We start from the raw sequence: 18,551 nt of genomic DNA on the forward strand, positions 1-18,551 counted from the left end.
AGGCCATCTCCTCCGACGTCCCGAGCCATGCCGCGCACCTATCCCAACAGCCCGTTCAAACTGCATCAACCATTCGAACCCGCCGGCGACCAGCCCGGCGCCATCGCCCAACTGCTGGAAGGGCTGGAGGATGGCTTGTCCTATCAGACCCTGCTGGGGGTGACCGGCTCCGGCAAGACTTACACCATGGCCAATGTCATTGCGCAAAGCGGCCGTCCGGCCATCATCATGGCGCATAACAAAACCCTGGCCGCGCAGCTGTATAGCGAAATGCGCGAGTTCTTCCCGGAAAACGCCGTCGAGTATTTCGTTTCTTACTATGATTACTATCAGCCGGAAGCCTATGTGCCCAGCCGCGATCTTTTTATTGAAAAAGACTCCAGCATCAATGAGCACATCGAGCAAATGCGGCTGTCGGCGACAAAATCCATTCTGGAACGACCGGACTGCATCATCGTGGCGACGGTGTCTGCAATTTATGGTATCGGCGATCCTTCCGATTACCATCAGATGATTCTACATTTGAAAGAAGGGGAAACCCTGGCGCAGCGCGACATCATCAGCCGGCTGACCACCATGCAGTACGACCGCAACGATATCGACTTCGGCCGCGGCACTTTCCGCGTGCGCGGCGATGTGATCGACATTTATCCGGCGGAGAGCAGCGATACCGCGCTGCGTGTCAGCATGTTCGACGATGAGGTGGAAACGCTGACGCTGTTCGATCCGTTGACCGGGGTGACCAAGCAGCGGGTGGGGCGCTTCACGGTCTTCCCGTCCAGCCACTATGTGACGCCGCGCGACACCGTGCTGCGCGCCTGCGAGCACATCAAGGAAGAACTGCGCGAGCGCATCGAGCGTTATCAGAAAGACGGCAAGTTGGTGGAGGCGCAGCGCCTGGAGCAGCGCACCCGCTTCGATCTGGAAATGCTGTACGAAATGGGGTTCTGCAAGGGCATCGAAAACTACTCGCGGCACTTCTCCGGCCGCGGGCCGGGCGATCCGCCACCGACGCTGATCGACTACCTGCCCAAGAACGCGTTGATGTTCATCGATGAATCCCACGTCACCGTGCCCCAGGTCGGCGCCATGTACAAGGGCGACGCCGCGCGCAAGGCCAATCTGGTGGAATACGGCTTCCGGCTGCCGTCGGCCGCCGACAACCGGCCGCTGAAATTCCACGAGTTCGAGCTGCTGATGCCGCAGACCGTGTTCGTGTCCGCCACGCCGGCCGCTTACGAGAAGGAACACGCCGGCCAGGTGGTGGAGCAGGTGGTGCGTCCCACCGGCCTGGTGGATCCGGAGATGGAAGTGCGGCCGGTGGCCACCCAGGTGGACGATCTGTTGTCCGAGATCCGCCTGCGCATGGAGCGCGGCGAGCGGGTGCTGGTCACCACGCTGACCAAGCGCATGGCCGAGCAACTGGCGGACTATTACACCGAGCACGGCATCAAGGTGCGCTATCTGCACAGCGATATCGACACCGTGGAACGGGTGGAAATCCTCCGCGATCTGCGCTTGGGCGTGTTCGACGTGCTGATCGGCATCAATCTGCTGCGCGAAGGCCTGGACATTCCCGAAGTCAGCCTGGTGGCCATTCTGGATGCGGACAAGGAAGGCTTCCTGCGCTCGGACCGCTCCTTGATCCAGACCATAGGCCGCGCCGCGCGCAACCTCAACGGCAAGGCCTTGCTCTACGCGGACCGTATCACCGATTCGATGAAGCGGGCGATGGACGAGACCGAACGCCGTCGCGCCAAGCAGATGGCCTTCAACGCCGAACATGGCATCGTGCCCAGGGGCGTGGAGAAGAAGATCAAGGACATCATCGACGGCGTCTACAGCGTGGAAGACGAGCGCAAGAAGCTGGTGGACAACGCGCGCGTGGCGATGATGGACGAAAAGACGCTGGCCAAGGAAATCAAGCGCCTGGAGAAAGAAATGATGGAAGCGGCGCGCAATCTGGAGTTCGAAAAGGCGGCCGGCTTGCGCGATCAGCTCAAGCACTTGAAGGAGCAGGCCTGGGTCAACGATCTGTAAAAACCTGTTTACGATCTGCTGCGCGTCGGCGGAATAGTTAGACAAGGGCGTTAAAAACGCTTTCAGAATGCTCATGTACCACCTGTACATTCCGCTTCTTCAACCGTTTTCGCCTTGTCTCGCCTTAGCTCGCGAGATCGTAAACAGGTTCTAAGCCTGGTGCCGCTGTCGGCGCAACGCCCCGCTCGAGTCCGAGCGGGGCGTTGGCTTTTCAGCGCGCGCGCTCCGCGTGCTGGCGGCGATAGCGCTGCGCCAAGGCGGCGCAGGCCATCAGCTGGATCTGATGAAACAGCATCAGCGGCAGCACGATGGAGCCCAAGGCCGGCGCGGCGAACAAGACCTTGGCCATCGGCACGCCGCTGGCCAGGCTCTTCTTGGAACCGCAAAACACGATGGTGATCTGGTCCGCGCGCGAAAAGCCCAGCTTGCGGCTCAACAGCATGGTGAGCGCCAACAGCAGGCCCAGCAAGACCAGGTTGACCAGCAGCAGCGCGGCCAGCGCTTGCGGCGGCGTCTGTTGCCACAGACCGCTGATCACCGCGGCGCTGAATGCGGTATAGACCACCAGCAGGATGGAGCCTTGATCGACATAGCGCAGCAGGCCCTTGTTGCGGTCCACCCAGCCGCCTATCCAGCGGCGGGCGATCTGGCCGGCGATGAAGGGCAGCAGTAACTGCATCACGATGTCCAGCACCGGCCCCCAACCCTGGCCGGCGCCATGATGCTTGACCACCAACAGGCTGACCAGCAAGGGGGTGATGAAAATGCCCAGGATATTGGACGCGGTGGCGCTGCAAATGGCGGCGGGCACATTGCCCTGCGCCATCGAAGTGAAGGCGATGGACGACTGCACGGTGGACGGCAGCATGCACAAATAGAGGATGCCCAGGTAGAGCTGCGGCGTCAGCAGCGGCTGCAATACCGGCTGTAGCAGCAGGCCGAGCGCGGGGAACAGCAGAAAGGTGCAGCCCAGCACCACCAGATGTAGCCGCCAGTGGCTGGCGCCGGCCACTACCGCCTCGCGCGACAGCTTGGCGCCGTGCAGGAAGAACAGCAGCGCGATCGCCAGATTGGTGATCAGGTTGAAGGCGGCGGCGATGTCGCCGGAGCAGGGCAGCAAGGTGGCCATGGCCACGGTGGCGAGCAGGGCCAGGGTGAAGGCATCGAGAAATCGGGGCATGGGGCGAAACAGGGTGATGATCGAGACCTTGCTATTGAAGCGCAGCATCATTGACAATACAAATGCATTTATCTGATTAATTCATGAGTTATTGATATGAATGTCTCTTTGCGGCAGTTGCGGGTGTTTCAGGCCGTGCTCGAGCATGGTGGCTTCAGTCGCGCCGGCGCGGCACTGGGGCTGACCCAGCCGGCGGTGAGCCGCGCGGTGCGGGAGCTGGAGCAGGCATTGGAATTGCGCTTGTTCGACCGCACCACCCGCGAGGTGGTGGCGACCGCGGCGGGACTGCGGCTGCAAGGCAAGCTGACGCGGGTATTGGATGAACTGGAGGACGCCTTGCAGGCGGCGCGGCTGGAGGGCGCGCAGGCGCACGGCGTGGTGCACGTGGCCAGCAGTCCCACCTTGTCCGCCAGTCTGATGCCTTTGTTGCTTGCGCGCTGCCGTCAACATTACCCGCAACTGCGGTTGGTGCTGCACGATCAGGTGCAGCGCCTGAATATCGAGGCGGTGCAGAATGGGCTGGTGGATTTTGGCCTGGTAGTGGAGCCGGACGCGGCGACGCCGCTGGAAAGCGAACCTTTGCTGGAGGATGATTTCTGGCTGGTGTGTCGCCGCGACCACGCGCTGGCGGGGCAGGCGGCCGCGCATTGGACGCAATTGAGCGGTCAGCCGTTGGTGCTGCTGGATCACAGCTCAGGCAGCCGTCGGCTGATAGACGGTTTGCTGGAACAGCACGGTGTTGATTGCGAGGTGGCGCAGCAGCTGGGGCATTCTCAGTCGGTGTTCCGCATGGTCGCGGCGGGTCAGGGCGTCAGCATCAGCCCGGGTTTGGCGATGCCTTTGCCGGCCGGCAGCGATTTGCGGGTGCTGCCCTTGTTGCCGGCGGCGCGGCGGCGCATCGTGTTGATCAAGCGGCCGCACCGCTCCTTGTCGCCGCTGGCGCAGCGGGTGTGGCGGCTGGCGCTGGAGATGCGGCGGGAACTGGCTCAGGCGGCGCGACCGGACGCTTGGGGCGCTTGATGCGGGGCTGCGGCAGCAACTGCAGGCGCAGGACTGGGCTGGCCAGGCACTGACCGTTGCCCGCGCGGAACAAGGTGCCGGTCGCTCTATCGGCCCATAGTTTTCTGCCGCGCAGGGTGACGCTGGAAACCGAACGCTTGATTAGGCCCATCTCGGTGTGCAGCCAGGCGGAGCGGGCCGGCAAGCGGCGCAGGGCCGGCAGGCTGGCTTCCGTCAGATAGCCGCCATCCGGACTCAATTGATAGGTCTTGTGCATGATGGTTCTCCATGATGCCGACACAGGTGCTGGATATGTGCAATATGGTGAATATATTTACTAATTATAAGTGTTAAATGCCGGGGCCAGGACTGGTCCAAGGGATGGCCGGCGTCGAGGCGCCGGCCGCAGCGGGCAGGCTGGAAAAGCCGGACGCTGCGGGCTATCTAGATATTACGTGTCCAGATTTATCGGGCCTTGTTCATTGCACGCGTTGGTAATGCGCGACCATTCTTTGTGGCGGAAGCGCTTAAGAAACTGTTCAACGCCGGGCGTTTCGTGGAGCGTCACACTGAGAACCCGCCTTCGAAGTGTTCATGGGCTTGTGCATTCCGCTTTCCCGGCCGCAATCCCCTTCCGTGCCGGCTTGTTGGCCCGTGAACAGTTTTAAGGGCCGGTCCGTGGCCAGGAACGCAAAAGGAGGAGCGCTGGCAATGTCGCAAATCTTGGTCATTGACGATGAGGTCGTATCCCGGCAATTCCTGATCGCGGTGCTGCAGCGGCTTGGCCTGGGCAAGGTCTCGGAAGCGGTTGACGGCCTGGACGCGCTGATGCAACTGGATGCCGGCGACCGGGTGTTCGACCTGATTTTCTGCGACCTGGACATGCCGCGCATGGATGGCATCGAGTTTGTGCGCCACCTGGGCGAGCGGCGCTATCGCGGCAAGCTGCTGATCACCAGCGGCTTTGATGGACGGGTGCTGAGCAGCGTGGCGGACCTGGCGCGCTTGTACGCCTTGTGCCTGTGCGGCGTGTTGCCCAAGCCGGTGGATCCGGTGCAATTGCTGGCCTTGCTGGCGGCGCCGGTGGAGCCGGGCGAGGCGATCAGCCTGCCGCTGGAGCGCTTGAGCAGCAAAGAGCTGCAGCAAGGCATCGCGCGTGGCGAGGTGGTACCATTTTTCCAGCCGCAGGTGGAGGTGGCCAGCGGCAAGGTGCTGGGCGTGGAAGTGCTGGCGCGCTGGCAGCATCCGCAATTGGGCTTGCTCAGTCCGCTGCAGTTCATCGAACTGGCGGAGGAGAACGGCCTGATCACGCTGCTGACCAAGCGCCTGCTGGCGGATTCCGCGCAAGCGCTGACACGGCTGGCCACGCGGCAGCGGCTGAATATGTCCATCAATCTGTCGATGCAGTCGCTGAGGGACTCCAGCCTGGTGGCCGCCTTCGTCGCCATCTTGGGCGATGCCGGCCTGGATGTGCCGCGGGTGACCTTCGAGGTGACCGAGGGCGGCGTGATGGCGGACCCGGCGCGGGCGCTGGAGATTTTGACCCGCTTGCGGCTGAAGGGCGCCGGCTTGGCGATAGACGACTTCGGCACCGGTTTCGCCAGCATGGACCGGCTGTCGCGCATCCCGTTCACCGAAATGAAGATAGACAAGAGCTTCGTGATCGACGCCGCGGCCCATGCCACCAAGCGCTCGATCTTCGAGGCCAGCGTCGAGCTTGGTCGCAGACTGGGTTTGAACGTGGTGGCCGAAGGCGTGGCGTCGGAGCAGGAATGGGCATTGTGCAGGACGTTTGGCGTGTTCGCCGCGCAGGGTTCTTTCATTTCCCCGCCCGTCGATGAGGCCTCTTTTAGCGCCTGGCTGGCCGGTTGCGGCGGGCAGATGCCGCTGCCGAGCTGAACATGGCCGGTCGGAATGAGTGCTTGTCGTGATGCATTAAATAAGAAAGCGAGAAAATCATGAATCTGTTCAAGTATCTGCCCTTGTTGCTGGCTCTGGCGGTACCTTCGTTGACAGCTTCCGCCGCCGAGACGCTGACCAAACCCAACGGCAAGGTGGTATTGCTGATCAGCGGCGGCATCAGCCGCAAGAACCAGGGTGACGTTGCCGCCTTCGACATGGCAATGCTGTCCGGTTTGCCGCAGCGCAGCTTCAGCACCCACACGCCCTGGTATCCAGGGTTGACCAAATTCTCGGGGCCGCTGCTGCGCGATGTGCTGGCCGCCGTCGGCGCGCGCGGCAAATTGCTGAAAGCGGTGGCGCTGAATGATTACAAGACCGATATCCCCTTCGAAGATGTCAGCCGCTTTGATGTGATCCTGGCGACGCAGATGAACGACAAAGCGATGCCGGTGCGGGAAAAAGGGCCTTTGTTCATCGTTTATCCTTACGACAGCCGAGAAGAGTTGCGTTCCGAACTGTACTACAACCGCTCGGCCTGGCAGCTCAAATCGCTGCAGGTGCATTGAGCGTATGAACATGCCGCATCGAAACCACCTGACCTGGCGAGGCCTGATCCTGATCGGCGCGACCCTGGCTTGCGTGTTCGCCGGCGTCGTCTACATCCAACTGCGCCAGTCCGAAATGCTCAACACCGCGGTGCGCTATGAGGACGACAACATCGTCTGGGCCTATTTCCAGCTGGAAACCGAGGCGATGCGGCTGCAAACGTCGATAGAGCATGTGCTGAACCATGAGCAGGACCGCACCGAGCTGCAGGAGCGCTACGATATCTTTGTCAGCCGGGTGGGGGTGATAGACCATGGCCTGTACTCCAGCCTGCTGGACGGTACCCAGGAATACTTGCAGGCCCGTCCCAAGCTGGACGCCTTCATTCGCAAGGCCGACGCCTATTTCGGCCGCCAGGGCGGCGCCGGTCTTGATCTCGATGGCTTGCGGCGGCTGGACGCGGAGCTGGAAGTGCTGAGCGGGCCGCTGCGCGATTTGTCGTTGGTGGCGAACCAGCGCGTAGCCGAGCAAGTGGACGCGCGCAATAAAAGCATGCAGCAGCACATCCTGGTCAGTAATTGGTTGATGGTTTTCGAATGGGCGCTGATCCTGGGCTTCGCCGTCATCGTGGTCCGCCAGCTGCGGCAGTTGGAACGCCGCCGCCACGAGTTGGAAGGCCTGACCGACAGCCTGGAGCAGGCGCGAGTGCAGGCCGAGGCCGGCAGCATGGCCAAAAGCATGTTCCTGGCCAATATGAGCCATGAAATCCGCACCCCGCTCAATGGCGTGCTGGGGATGCTGTCCCTGCTGGGAGATTGCTCGCCGACGCCGGTGCAGGCCGATTACATCAAGACCGCGGAGGAGTCCGCCCGGCACCTGATGGCCCTGCTCAACGATGTGTTGGACGCCAGCAAGTTGGAATCAGGCAAGCTGGACCTGGCGCCGACGGTGTGCAATTTGCGGCAGTTACTGCAGCAGTGCGAAAGCCTGATGCGTGGTCAGGCGGTGGCCAAGGGCCTGGCCATGCGCATGGCGCTGGATCTGAACGTGCCGGAATGGGTGTTGTGCGATGCTACCCGGCTACGGCAGATTCTGCTGAACCTGCTCAGCAATGCGATCAAGTTCACCGAAATCGGCGCGGTCACCATACAGGCGGAAGTGGCGGACACCGCGGCGGAAGGTTGCACCACGCTGCGGCTGACGATACGGGATACCGGCATCGGCATGGACGACGCCACGCTGGCGCGGCTGTTCAAACGCTTTTCCCAGGGGGACGGTTCGGCCATGCGTCAGTACGGCGGCAGCGGTCTTGGCCTGGAGATATCCCAGAGCCTGGCGCAATTGATGGGCGGCGGCATCACCGTGCATAGCGCGCTGGGTGCCGGCAGTGTGTTCGTGCTGTCGCTGCCCTTGCAGCCGATGCAGCCGCCGGAGGTCTGCTCCTTGCCGGAGAAGGCCGCCGACGGCGCGTTGATGCGTCCGCTGCGGGTGTTGGTGGTGGATGACAACCCGATCAATCGCAAATACATGCATGCGATGTTGCAAAAGCTGGGGCACCTGGTCACGGTGACCAAGGATGGCGCGGAGGCGTTGGATATCGCCACCCGCCAACCCTTCGAGCTAGTGCTGATGGATTTGCACATGCCTGCGATGGACGGCATCGAGGCGTCCCGGCGCCTGCGCGAACGCGCGATGACGCCGGGCATGAAAATCGTGGCGCTGACCGCGGACGCGTTTCCGGAGACGCGGCAGAGGGTGCTGAACTGCGGGCTGGACGATTTCCTGGCCAAGCCGCTGCATGTCGAGGAGTTCAGCGCGATGCTGGAACGCCAGTTCGGCGGCGCGGTGGCGCCAGCGGCGGAGGGGCGGGCGGCGCAGGCGCCAGCCATGCTGGATGTGCTGATGATAGAAAAAATGGTGGAGATGCTGACGCTGGACAAGTACCGGGAACTGGTGACGCAGTTTTTCGCTGGCAAGGGTGAGCTCATCGATGAAGTGCAATCCGCCGCCCGGGCCGGGCAGCGCGATCAAGTGCGCCGTCGCGCCCATAACCTGAAGGGCGCCGCGCTCACGCTGGGATTCAGCGCGCTGGGCGGAGCCTGCTCCGGTCTGGAGCAACAGGCACTGTCCGCGGATGCGGAGCTGGAGGAGGAGGCGGAGCAGGCCGCGACCTTGTTTAACGCCACACGGCGCGCTTGCGTCGAATCCGGCTACCTGGCGGACCTGGACGCGCCGGCGCTGCGTTCCGATTGAGCGCGGGAACTGTCCTGCCAGGCAGTCCCAGAGCCGGCGGCAGGGCGCCGCGGAAATGATAAGATCGGGCAGGAAGCTGCGCCTTGGCGCCCCCGTCTGAATAATATGAGAGCCTGAATCGCCGATGAATGCGCCGCGTCTATCCATTTTATTTGTCTGCATGGGAAATATTTGCCGCTCGCCCACCGCGGAGGGGGTGATGCGTGCCAAGCTGCGAGCGGCGGGACTGGACGCGCGGATTGAAGTGGAATCCGCGGGCACGCATGGCTATCATGTCGGCGAAGCGCCGGACCGCCGCACTTGCCAGGCCGCGCAGCGACGCGGCTACGACCTGTCCGGCCTGCGCGGCCGGCAGGTGGCGGCGGAGGACTTCGCGCGCTTCGATTGGATTCTGGCTGCGGATCGGCAAAATTTGGCTTTGTTAAACGCCAAATGTCCGCCATCCTATCGCGGCAAGCTGCATTTGCTGCTGGAGCCGCTGCCCGGTGGGCAAGAAGTGCCGGATCCATACTATGGAGGCGCCGACGGCTTCGACCAGGTGCTGGACTTGGTGGAGGCGGCCTGCGATGCTTGGCTGCTCCGCGTCGTCGGCGACGCAGAGCGAGCGGCGCGGTGATTCCGCCGCGAGCAATACGGTTTTACGATAATTTCAACCAGAGCCAAGGACGCATATGGGGCAGTTGACAAGGGGCGCCGCCAACAAGCCGCTGGACGTAGTGCCCAGCCATAGCGCGGACATCATCCTGCCCAAGCAGGCCGGCAAGGTGCCGCTGGCCAGTCAGGCGGTGATCGTCATCGGCTCCTCCACCGGCGGCACCGAAGCGCTGCGCACCTTGCTGACCGCGCTGCCGGCATCCATGCCGCCCATCCTGATCACCCAGCACATGCCGGAAATGTTCACCCATTCCTTCGCCACGCGGCTGAACTCCCTGTGCAAGCTGACGGTGAAAGAGGCGGAAGACAATGAAAGGCTGCAAAACGGCACCGTCTACATCGCTCCTGGACACTCCCATCTGCTGGTCAAGCCAGCGCCCACCATAGGCTATGCGATCGGCCTGCATGCCGGGCCGCCAGTGAACCGGCACCGGCCGTCGGTGGATGTGCTGTTCCGTTCCGCCGCCAATCTGGTGGGCAAGAACTGCATAGGCGTGATCCTGACCGGCATGGGCCGGGATGGCGCCAGCGGCATGCTGGAACTCAAGCAGGCCGGAGCCTGGAATATCGCCCAGGACGAAGCCAGCTGCGTGGTGTTCGGCATGCCCAAGGAGGCGATCGCCATGGGCGGCGCCCATGAGGTGCTGGCGCTGGGCAGCATCGCCACGCGGCTGGCGGTGCTGGCCGCGCAAAGGCAGCAGCAGGCGGAACGACCCAACCCTTGATCGAATAAGAAAACATGAAGTATCTCCCTATCCTGGTGGTGGAAGACGACGCCGATCTGCGCGAAGCCATCGTCGACACCCTGAACCTGGCCGGCTATCCGACGGTGGAAGCCGGAGACGGCGCGGCTGCGTTGACTAAATTGAAGGAAGCGCCTGTCGGCCTGATCGTGTCCGATGCCCAGATGGCGCCGATGGACGGCTACGCGCTATTCGAGGAAGCGAAGAAGCGTTACCCGGGCGTGCCCTTCATCCTGATGACCGCCTACGGCGTGATCGAACGGGCGATCGAACTGCTGCGCGCCGGCGCGGCCCACTATCTGCTCAAGCCCTTCGAGCCCGCCAGCCTGATCGCCGAGGTGGAAAAGCATCTGCTGCGCATGCCCAGCGAGGGCAGCGGCGAAGTGGTGGCGGAATCCGCAGCGATGCGGCAGCTGTTCGCGCTGGCCGGCCGAGTGGCCGGCAGCGACGTCAGCGTGATGATTTCCGGTCCCAGCGGCGTGGGCAAGGAAGTGCTGGCGCGTTACATCCACCGCCATTCCAAGCGCGCCGATGGTTCTTTCGTGGCGGTCAACTGCGCGGCGATTCCGGAAAACCTGCTGGAATCCACGCTGTTCGGCCACGAGCGCGGCGCCTTCACCGGCGCGGCGCAAGCCTTGCCCGGCAAGTTCGAGCAGGCGCAGGGCGGCACCATCCTGCTGGACGAAGTGACCGAGATGCCGCTGTCGCTGCAAGCCAAGTTGCTGCGGGTGCTGCAGGAGCGCGAGGTGGAACGCGTCGGCGGCACCAGGACGCTGAAGCTGGACATCCGCGTGCTGGCCACGTCCAACCGCGATTTGCAGGCGGCGGTGGAGGCCGGCCAGTTCCGCGAGGACCTATATTTCCGTTTGAATGTGTTTCCGCTGCGCATCCCAGCGCTGGCCGAGCGCCGCGATGATATTCTGCCACTGGCACGAATTATGCTTAAAAAGTACGCAGAGGCCGCCGGAAGGGGGAGTCTGGTCCTTTCCGAGGATGCGGAACGTCATTTGACGGCCTATAGTTGGGAGGGTAACATCCGCGAACTGGAGAATGTGGTGCAGCGGGCGGTGATTCTTGCCGCCGGGGCGGAAATTCTTGCCGCCGATCTGCTGTTGGACCACGACTCCGCCGCGAGCCAGGTTACCCGGATAGCGTCTGAAAAAGACAATCCCGTGTCGGATGAAACCGACATGAAAACGTTAGAGAAACGCCATATTCTGGAAACCTTGAGCGCGGTGGGCGGCGTCAAGAAGCTAGCCGCGGAAAAACTGGGCATCAGCGAGCGCACATTGCGCTATAAATTGCAGCGTTACCGTGATGAAGACGCGGCCGATGGATGTCAGGAGGTTCCAGATGGAAATGGCTTGGAGTAACCATGTCAGTGCCAAATATCGATCAACTGTTGGGCGAACTGCGCACCGCCTCGGCCTTGGCCGCGGGCAAGACCGCCAGCCCGGCCCCGGATGCGTCCCAGGTGGACTTCTCCGCTGTGCTGAAGTCCACCTTGGAACAGGTGAATTCGGCGCAGCAGACTTCGCAGGAGATGCAGAAGCAATTTGAATTGGGTGACGAGGGGGTCAATCTGCAGGACGTGATGGTGTCGCTGCAGAAAGCCAGCCTGTCGTTCCAGACCATGGTTCAGGCGCGCAACAAGCTGGTCACCGCCTATCAGGAAATCATGAATACCCAAGTCTAGCGCTGCCGGACCCGACCAGCCGGCGGCGGTGGGCTCGAACCTAAAACCACTGTATGGCTGACCTGGCAGAAGAAAACGCTACGCCCGTTTGGCGAAGCCGCATGAATGAGGCGTCCGATCGCTTCAAGGCGCTTCCCAACAATAAAAAAGTCCTGTTCCTGGCGGCTGTGGCCGCCATATTCGCCGTTGTGGTGGGCGCCGTGGTGCTGAACCGCACGCCCAGCTACAAAATCCTGTTCTCCAATATCTCCGACCGCGACGGCGGCCAGGTGGCCGCGTCGCTGCAGCAGATGAATGTCCCGTACCAGCTGGGCGAGGGCGGCACCATCTCGGTACCCTCGGACAAGGTTTACGACGCACGGCTGAAGCTGGCCGCGCAAGGCCTGCCCAAGGCCGGCGGCGTCGGTTTCGAACTGATGGATAATCAGAAGTTCGGCATCAGCCAGTTTGCCGAGCAGGTCAATTACCAGCGCGCGATCGAGGGCGAGTTGGCGCGCACCATAGAAGCGGTGGGCTCGGTGGAGAGCGCTCGCATCCATATCGCCATTCCCAAGCAGAGCGTGTTCGTGCGCGAGCAGCAGCAGCCCACCGCCTCGGTGATGCTGACCCTGTTTCGCGGTCGCCTGCTGGACGCGGGTCAGGTGGCGGGCATCTTGCATCTGGTCTCCAGCTCGGTGCCGAATTTGCCGGTCAAGAACGTCACCATCGTCGATCAGGATGGCAATCTCTTGTCCAAGCAGGGCGGGCCGGATGAAAACTCCGGTCTGGATCAGCGTCAGCTGGGTTATGTGCGCCAGATCGAGGACAGCTACGTCAAGCGTATCGAAGACATCCTGGAGCCCATCTTCGGCAAGGGCAATTCGCGTGCTCAGGTCACCGCCAGCGTCGATTTCGCCGAGGTGGAGCAGACGTCGGAAACCTTCAAGCCCAACTCCAGCCCCAACCCGTCTTCTACCCGCAGCCAGCAGATCAGCGAAAAGCTGAACAACGGCGCGGCGCTGCCGTCCGGCGTGCCGGGCGCCTTGTCCAACCAGCCGCCGTCGGCCGCATCGGCGCCGATCTCGCTGCCGCCGGGAGCGGCGCCGGGCACTGCCACGCTGTCCGGGCAGAATATGGGCGCCTCGGGCACGTTGCAGCGCGACATCACCACCAATTACGAAGTCGACAAGACCATACAGCACACCAAGATGCCGCAGGGCGGCGTCAAGCGCTTGTCCGCCGCCGTGGTGGTCAATTACCGGCGCATGCCGGACAAGAACGGCGAGATGAAGCCGACGCCGCTGACGGCGCAGGAAGTCCAGCAGATCAATAATCTGGTCAAGGAGGCGATGGGCTTCAACACCCAGCGCGGCGATACCCTGAATGTGGTCAACGCGGCGTTCGCCGACGCCGAGGTGCCGGCCACGCTGCAGGAGAAAGTCACTGACTACGTGACCAGCAACGGTTCCAATCTGATCAAGTACGGCTTGCTGACCATCGCGGTGCTCTACTTGCTGTTCGGCGTGGTGCGCCCCATCATGCGCGACCTGGTCAAGCCGCCGGCGCCGGCCAAGGGCAGCGAGGAAGAAGCCGCGGCGCAGGCCGCCGCGGGCGGCGGTCGCCTGCTCGGCGTGGCCGGCGAAGAGGGCGAGGAGGGCGCGGCCGGTCATGCCGGCGCCGCCGCGGGCGGCGGCGATCCGCGCGAAGCGCAGATGCGGCAATACACCACCAATCTGGAAGCTGTGCGTGAAATGGTGAAATCTGATCCGCGCATGGCCGCTCAGATCATCAAGGAATGGATAAGCGCCGATGAGTGAGAACGGAGTGCGCAAGAGCGCGGTGTTGCTGTTCAGCTTGGGGCAGGCGGAGGCCGTCGAGGTGTTCAAATACCTCGGTCCCAAGGAAGTGCAGAAGATTTCGCTGGCGATGGCGGCGATCAATAATCTGAGCTACGAGCAGATTGACGAAGTGGTCAGCGAATTCAAGGGCGAGTGCGCGGCGCGCGCCAGCATCGGCGCGTCCGACGAATACCTGCGCAATGTGCTGATCGAGGCGTTGGGGCCGGACAAGGCGGCCAACCTGCTGGACAAGATCATGCAGGGCAACGATCACAGCGGTATCGAAAGCCTGAAGTGGATGGACCCGTCCTCCGCCGCCGACCTGATCCGCAACGAGCATCCGCAGATCATCGCCACCATCCTGGTGCATCTGGAGCCGGACCTGTCCAGCTCCATCCTGGCCTATTTCCCCGAGCGGATGCGCAACGAGGTGCTGATCCGCACCGCCACGCTGGAGGGGGTGCAGCCGCAGGCGCTGCGCGAATTGAACGATGTGCTGACCCAGCTCTTGTCCGGCTCCGACCGCATCAAGAAGAGCGCGGCCGGCGGCATTGGCTTGACCGCGGAAATCCTCAACTTCATGGGTTCCAATGTCGAGGCCGCCGCGCTCAATTACATCCGCGAATATGATCCGGAATTGGCGCAGCGGATTCAGGACAAGATGTTCGTGTTCGAGAATATTCTGGAAATCGACGACCGTTCGATTCAGACCATTCTGCGCGAAGTGCAGTCCGATTCGCTGGTCATCGCCCTCAAGGGCACCAGCGCCGAGCTCAAGGACAAGATCTTCCGCAATATGTCGCAGCGCGCGGCGGAAATGCTGCGCGACGACCTGGAGTCCAAGGGGCCGGTCAAGCTGTCCGAGGTGGAGGCCGAGCAGAAGGAAATCCTCAAGGTGGTGCGCAAGCTCGCCGACGATGGCCAGATCGTGCTAGGCAGCAAGGGTGGTGATGAAGGTCTCGTCGAGTAATCCCATCATTCCCGGCGAAGAGCTGGAGGGCTGGAGCAGTTGGAGTCCCAACGCGCTGGACGGCCTGACCCAGAAGCTGACGCCGGTGCAATTGATGGAGCTGGCGCAGCAGCGCCGGCGCCAGCGCGAGCAGGAACAGGGCGAGGCCGTTGTGGCGCCGGAAGCGGTTGCGGCCGAGCCGGAAGCGGCGGCCGAGCCGGAGGCGGAGCTGGAAGCGCGCGCGGTCAGCGGTTATCCCACCGCGGCCGAATTGGAAGCCATTCATCAAGAAGCCTGGCAATCCGGGTATGAGGTCGGTGAGGAAGCCGGTCGCGCCGCGGGATTTGAGGAAGGCTTGGCCGCCGGTCGCGATCAGGGTCTGGCCGAGGTGTGCGCCGAGCAAGAGGCGCGTTTCGCCGCCGCCTGGCAGCCCTTGCAGCAATTGAGCGAGAGCTTGACGCGGCAGATCGACCGTTTCGAGTCCGAACTGTCCCAGGACTGGCTGGCGCTGGCGCTGGAGTTGGCCGAGCAACTAAGCCATGGCCTGGCGCGGCAAAACCCCTTGCTGATCCAGGAGTTGCTGCGCGAGGCGCTGGAAGATCTACCGGCCACGCTGACTCAGGCGCGGCTGCGTCTGAACCCGGCGGACCTGGAGGTGGCGCGAGCCTTCCTGGCTCAGGAAACGCCGGAAACGCAATGGCAGTGGATAGAGGACCCCGAGGTGGAGCGCGGTGGCTGCGTGATCGATACCGCCGCGCTGCGCCTGGATCTGACCATGCGCACTCGTGTCGCGGCGCTGCGCAAGGCCTTGGGCATGGACCATGAGCCAGGATCTGATTGAGCGCCAGCGTGGCTGGCTGCGCGATTGCGCGGACAGCGCGCGCGCCGCCAAGCTGTGGCAGCCTTGCGGCAAGCTGGTGCGCGTCACCGGCATGGTGATGGAGGCGGTGGGGCTCAAACTGCCAGTAGGCAGCGCCTGTCAGGTGGCCTTGGCCGATCAGCGCCTGGTTGAGGCCGAGGTGGTGGGCTTCTCCGGCGACAAAGTGTTCCTGATGCCGTTGAGCAATGTGCATGGCTTGCTGCCGGGCACTCCGGTGATGCCGCTATCGCTGGAGCAGCCGCCGCAGTTCGGCCGCAGCGTGGCCCAGGTCGGCGCATTCGGCGCCAGCGGCCGCCAGGTGCCGGTGGGCCTCAGTCTGTTGGGCCGGGTGCTGGACTCGCTGGGCCGGCCGCTGGACGGCAAGGGCGCCATCCATCCCGATGCCTGGTTTCCCTTGCACAGTCAGCCAATGAACCCGCTGGATCGCTCGCCGGTGCGCGATGTGCTGGATGTCGGCGTGCGCGCGATCAATGGCCTGCTAACGGTGGGGCGCGGGCAGCGCCTGGGCCTGTTCGCCGGCTCCGGCGTCGGCAAGTCGGTGCTGCTGGGCATGATGGCGCGCTTTACCAAGGCCGATGTGGTGGTGGTGGGCTTGATCGGCGAGCGTGGTCGCGAGGTCAAGGACTTCATCGAAAACATTCTCGGCGAAGAGGGCATCGCCCGCTCGGTGGTGGTGGCCGCTCCGGCGGACATGCCGCCGCTGATGCGCTTGCATGGCGCCGCCTATGCCACGGCCTTGGCCGAATATTTCCGTGCCCAGGGCTTGGATGTGCTGCTGCTGATGGACTCGGTGACCCGCTACGCGATGGCGCAGCGCGAGATCGCGCTGGCCATCGGCGAGCCGCCGGTGACCAAGGGCTATCCGCCGTCGGTGTTCGCGCGTCTGCCGCAATTGATCGAACGCGCAGGCAATGCCGCCGAGGGTGGCGGTTCCATCACCGGCTTCTATACGGTGCTGTCGGAGGGTGACGATCAGCAAGATCCCATCGCCGACTCGGCGCGCGCGATTCTGGATGGTCACTTCGTGTTGTCGCGCGAGCTGGCCGAATCCGGCCATTATCCGGCGATAGACATCGAACAATCGATCAGCCGGGTGATGGTGGATGTGGTGCCATCGTCGCAGATGAGCCTGGCCCGGCAATTCAAGCAGCTGTATTCGCGTTATCAGCGCAACCGCGACCTGATCAGCGTCGGCGCCTATGTGCCGGGTTCGGACCCGGTGCTGGACGAGGCGATGCGGCGTCAACTGCCGATGGTCGGCTTCCTGACCCAGCCCATGCACGAGTCGCAGGACTATTCCGCCAGCTGCGAGCAGTTGCAGACCGTGTTGTCCTGAGGCTGAGCCATGGCGGAAAGCAAATACCTATTACTGATTCGCCTGGCCGAGGATCGGCAGAAAGCGGCTGGCGAGCGCATGAGGCTGGCGCAGAGCCGTCTGGCCGACGCCCGCTCGCGTCAGGAGCAGTTGGACGCGTTTCGCGGCGAATACCGGCAGCGGCTGAGCAGCCGCGGCGCGCAGGGCATCGGCGCATTGCAGTACCAGGATTTTCAACGTTTCCTCGCCCGTTTGGACGAGGCCATGGTGCAGCAGCAGGGCGAGGTGGAGCGTTGCACCCAGCGCTTCTTGCTGGAGCGCCAGGCCTGGCAGCAGGAATACAAGAAACTGAAGGCTTATGAAAAGCTGCTGCAGCGCGAGCAGGAGCGCGCCGCCGTGCGCGAGGCGCGGCTGCAGCAGAAAGCCAGCGATGAATTCGCTACCCGGCGTTTTTGGGACAATAATCATGGCGAAGAATAAGGGCGCTTGCTTGGCACGTTAGTTGCTTTAACGTCTGCGTCTTACCTTGTAGAGAGTCGGCCATGACGACACCTGTTAACACTGCGGCGGCCAGCCTGGCCAGCAGCAAAGCCAATATGCCGGGAGGCAATTTGGCCACTGCCGGCGACACCGGCGGCGGTGACCTGTTCGCCAGCCTGCTGGGCGTGCAGATGAGCGCCCTGGGCAGTTCCTTCCTGCCGGGCGCCAAGAGCGATGTCTTGGCGGACGCCGGCGCGGACAAGGACAAGCCGGCCAAGAACGAGGATGGCCAGGACGCGCTGTCCCCGTTGCCGGGCATGCCGCTGATGGCGGCCGCGCAGCCGGTCCAGCAGATGGTCACCCTTCCGCGCAATAACGATGCGCTCAGCGGCGCCAAGCTGGCGGACGTGAAGCCGGACCTCGGCGCGGTGCTGCCCGCCGCGGTCAAGATTCGCGATCTGTCGCTGCCGGGTCAGCAAAATTTGCCGGAAGACGGCAAGGTGGTGCCGCAGTTTTTGCCGCTGCAGCCGCAGGAATCGCTGATGGCCAAGCCAGCGGCGCCGACGCCCACCTTTACCGTGCAACAGCCGATAACCGATCCCAATTGGGCCAAGGCGATGAGCGAGCAGGTGATCAATATGGTCAGCCTCAAGGCCGACAAGGCGCAGATTCAGCTGAATCCGCCGCAGTTGGGGCCGATCGAGGTGACCTTGAAAATGAACGGCAACGACCAGGCCCAGGTGTTGTTCGCCGCGGCGGTGCCGGCCACGCGCGAGGCGCTGGAAAACAATATGCACCGCTTGTCGTCCATGCTGGCGGCGGGGGGCATCCAGCTGACCGACGCGCAGGTGTCCAGCGGTCAGTCCGGTCAGCAGCAGCAGGCGTTCCAGCGCGGGCAATCGCAGCGTCAAGGCGAGAGCGAGGAGCCCGAAGCCATGGATGCATTGAGCAGCATCAAGGCCGCTCGGGGCATCCTCAGCATTTTCGCCTGACCATTTGTGATAATCTCCCCTGTTCAATTGGCGGTTAAAATTAGAAAATATAGTGAAGAAATCGTTTAAGATTTCACTATGAACACCCCAGTGAACAGGGCAGAT

General features: G+C 63.1%; 16 protein-coding genes. 15 read left to right on the top strand and 1 reads right to left on the bottom strand.

Annotation, left to right across the window (positions count from 1 at the left end):
• Positions 1 to 27: 27 nt before the first annotated feature.
• Entirely contained in the window at positions 28 to 2,040 is a 2,013-nt protein-coding gene (gene uvrB / locus ACE3QM_RS06715) for an excinuclease ABC subunit UvrB (protein ID WP_231462228.1), read from the top strand.
• Positions 2,041 to 2,251: 211 nt separating this feature from the next.
• On the opposite strand, the gene ACE3QM_RS06720 is transcribed toward uvrB, so the two are convergent.
• Entirely contained in the window at positions 2,252 to 3,220 is a 969-nt protein-coding gene (locus tag ACE3QM_RS06720) for a bile acid:sodium symporter family protein (protein WP_048410358.1), read from the bottom strand.
• Between the two features lie 96 nt (positions 3,221 to 3,316).
• Here ACE3QM_RS06720 and ACE3QM_RS06725 point away from each other — a divergent pair, with 96 nt between their 5' ends.
• The 14 genes from ACE3QM_RS06725 (at position 3,317) to ACE3QM_RS06790 (ending at position 18,446) form a co-directional block, all read left to right on the top strand.
• Positions 3,317 to 4,240: a LysR family transcriptional regulator gene (locus ACE3QM_RS06725; RefSeq protein ID WP_231462227.1), complete on the top strand. Its 924-nt coding sequence runs from the start codon at positions 3,317 to 3,319 to the stop codon at positions 4,238 to 4,240.
• A 690-nt stretch (positions 4,241 to 4,930) separates the two neighbouring features.
• On the top strand, positions 4,931 to 6,118 hold the full coding sequence (locus ACE3QM_RS06730; protein WP_374421095.1) for an EAL domain-containing protein: 1,188 nt from the start codon (positions 4,931 to 4,933) through the stop codon (positions 6,116 to 6,118).
• Between the two features lie 59 nt (positions 6,119 to 6,177).
• Entirely contained in the window at positions 6,178 to 6,687 is a 510-nt protein-coding gene (locus ACE3QM_RS06735; protein WP_231462225.1) for a molybdopterin-dependent oxidoreductase, read from the top strand.
• A 10-nt stretch (positions 6,688 to 6,697) separates the two neighbouring features.
• Positions 6,698 to 8,920: an ATP-binding protein gene (locus tag ACE3QM_RS06740; RefSeq protein ID WP_374421097.1), complete on the top strand. Its 2,223-nt coding sequence runs from the start codon at positions 6,698 to 6,700 to the stop codon at positions 8,918 to 8,920.
• A gap of 199 nt (positions 8,921 to 9,119) precedes the next feature.
• On the top strand, positions 9,120 to 9,536 hold the full coding sequence (locus ACE3QM_RS06745) for a low molecular weight protein-tyrosine-phosphatase (RefSeq protein WP_374421099.1): 417 nt from the start codon (positions 9,120 to 9,122) through the stop codon (positions 9,534 to 9,536).
• A 55-nt stretch (positions 9,537 to 9,591) separates the two neighbouring features.
• Positions 9,592 to 10,299: a chemotaxis protein CheB gene (locus ACE3QM_RS06750; protein WP_048410208.1), complete on the top strand. Its 708-nt coding sequence runs from the start codon at positions 9,592 to 9,594 to the stop codon at positions 10,297 to 10,299.
• Positions 10,300 to 10,313: 14 nt separating this feature from the next.
• On the top strand, positions 10,314 to 11,690 hold the full coding sequence (locus tag ACE3QM_RS06755; RefSeq protein ID WP_048410209.1) for a sigma-54 dependent transcriptional regulator: 1,377 nt from the start codon (positions 10,314 to 10,316) through the stop codon (positions 11,688 to 11,690).
• 2 nt (positions 11,691 to 11,692) lie between these two features.
• Positions 11,693 to 12,013 carry a flagellar hook-basal body complex protein FliE gene (gene fliE / locus ACE3QM_RS06760; RefSeq protein WP_048410210.1) on the top strand — a complete coding sequence of 107 codons (321 nt, stop codon included), beginning with the start codon at positions 11,693 to 11,695 and terminating at the stop codon, positions 12,011 to 12,013.
• Between the two features lie 101 nt (positions 12,014 to 12,114).
• Positions 12,115 to 13,809: a flagellar basal-body MS-ring/collar protein FliF gene (fliF, locus tag ACE3QM_RS06765; RefSeq protein WP_374421102.1), complete on the top strand. Its 1,695-nt coding sequence runs from the start codon at positions 12,115 to 12,117 to the stop codon at positions 13,807 to 13,809.
• Positions 13,802 to 14,800: a flagellar motor switch protein FliG gene (fliG, locus tag ACE3QM_RS06770; protein WP_231465096.1), complete on the top strand. Its 999-nt coding sequence runs from the start codon at positions 13,802 to 13,804 to the stop codon at positions 14,798 to 14,800. The genes fliF and fliG overlap by 8 nt, the downstream gene beginning before the upstream one ends.
• Positions 14,781 to 15,620 (top strand): FliH/SctL family protein, encoded by an 840-nt coding sequence (locus ACE3QM_RS06775; RefSeq protein WP_374421104.1) that lies wholly within the window; start codon positions 14,781 to 14,783, stop codon positions 15,618 to 15,620. The genes fliG and ACE3QM_RS06775 overlap by 20 nt, the downstream gene beginning before the upstream one ends.
• Positions 15,601 to 16,995 carry a flagellar protein export ATPase FliI gene (fliI, locus tag ACE3QM_RS06780; RefSeq protein WP_374421106.1) on the top strand — a complete coding sequence of 465 codons (1,395 nt, stop codon included), beginning with the start codon at positions 15,601 to 15,603 and terminating at the stop codon, positions 16,993 to 16,995. Before ACE3QM_RS06775 ends, fliI begins: the two co-directional genes overlap by 20 nt.
• Positions 16,996 to 17,004: 9 nt before the next feature.
• A complete protein-coding gene (fliJ, locus tag ACE3QM_RS06785) occupies positions 17,005 to 17,454 on the top strand; it encodes a flagellar export protein FliJ (RefSeq protein WP_374421108.1) in 450 nt (149 codons plus the stop codon).
• 62 nt (positions 17,455 to 17,516) lie between these two features.
• Positions 17,517 to 18,446: a flagellar hook-length control protein FliK gene (locus ACE3QM_RS06790; protein ID WP_374421110.1), complete on the top strand. Its 930-nt coding sequence runs from the start codon at positions 17,517 to 17,519 to the stop codon at positions 18,444 to 18,446.
• Positions 18,447 to 18,551: the final 105 nt, after the last annotated feature.

Origin of the sequence: Chromobacterium sp., from assembly GCF_041912965.1 — a bacterium.
In the GTDB taxonomy this organism is placed as follows: domain Bacteria; phylum Pseudomonadota; class Gammaproteobacteria; order Burkholderiales; family Chromobacteriaceae; genus Chromobacterium; species Chromobacterium aquaticum.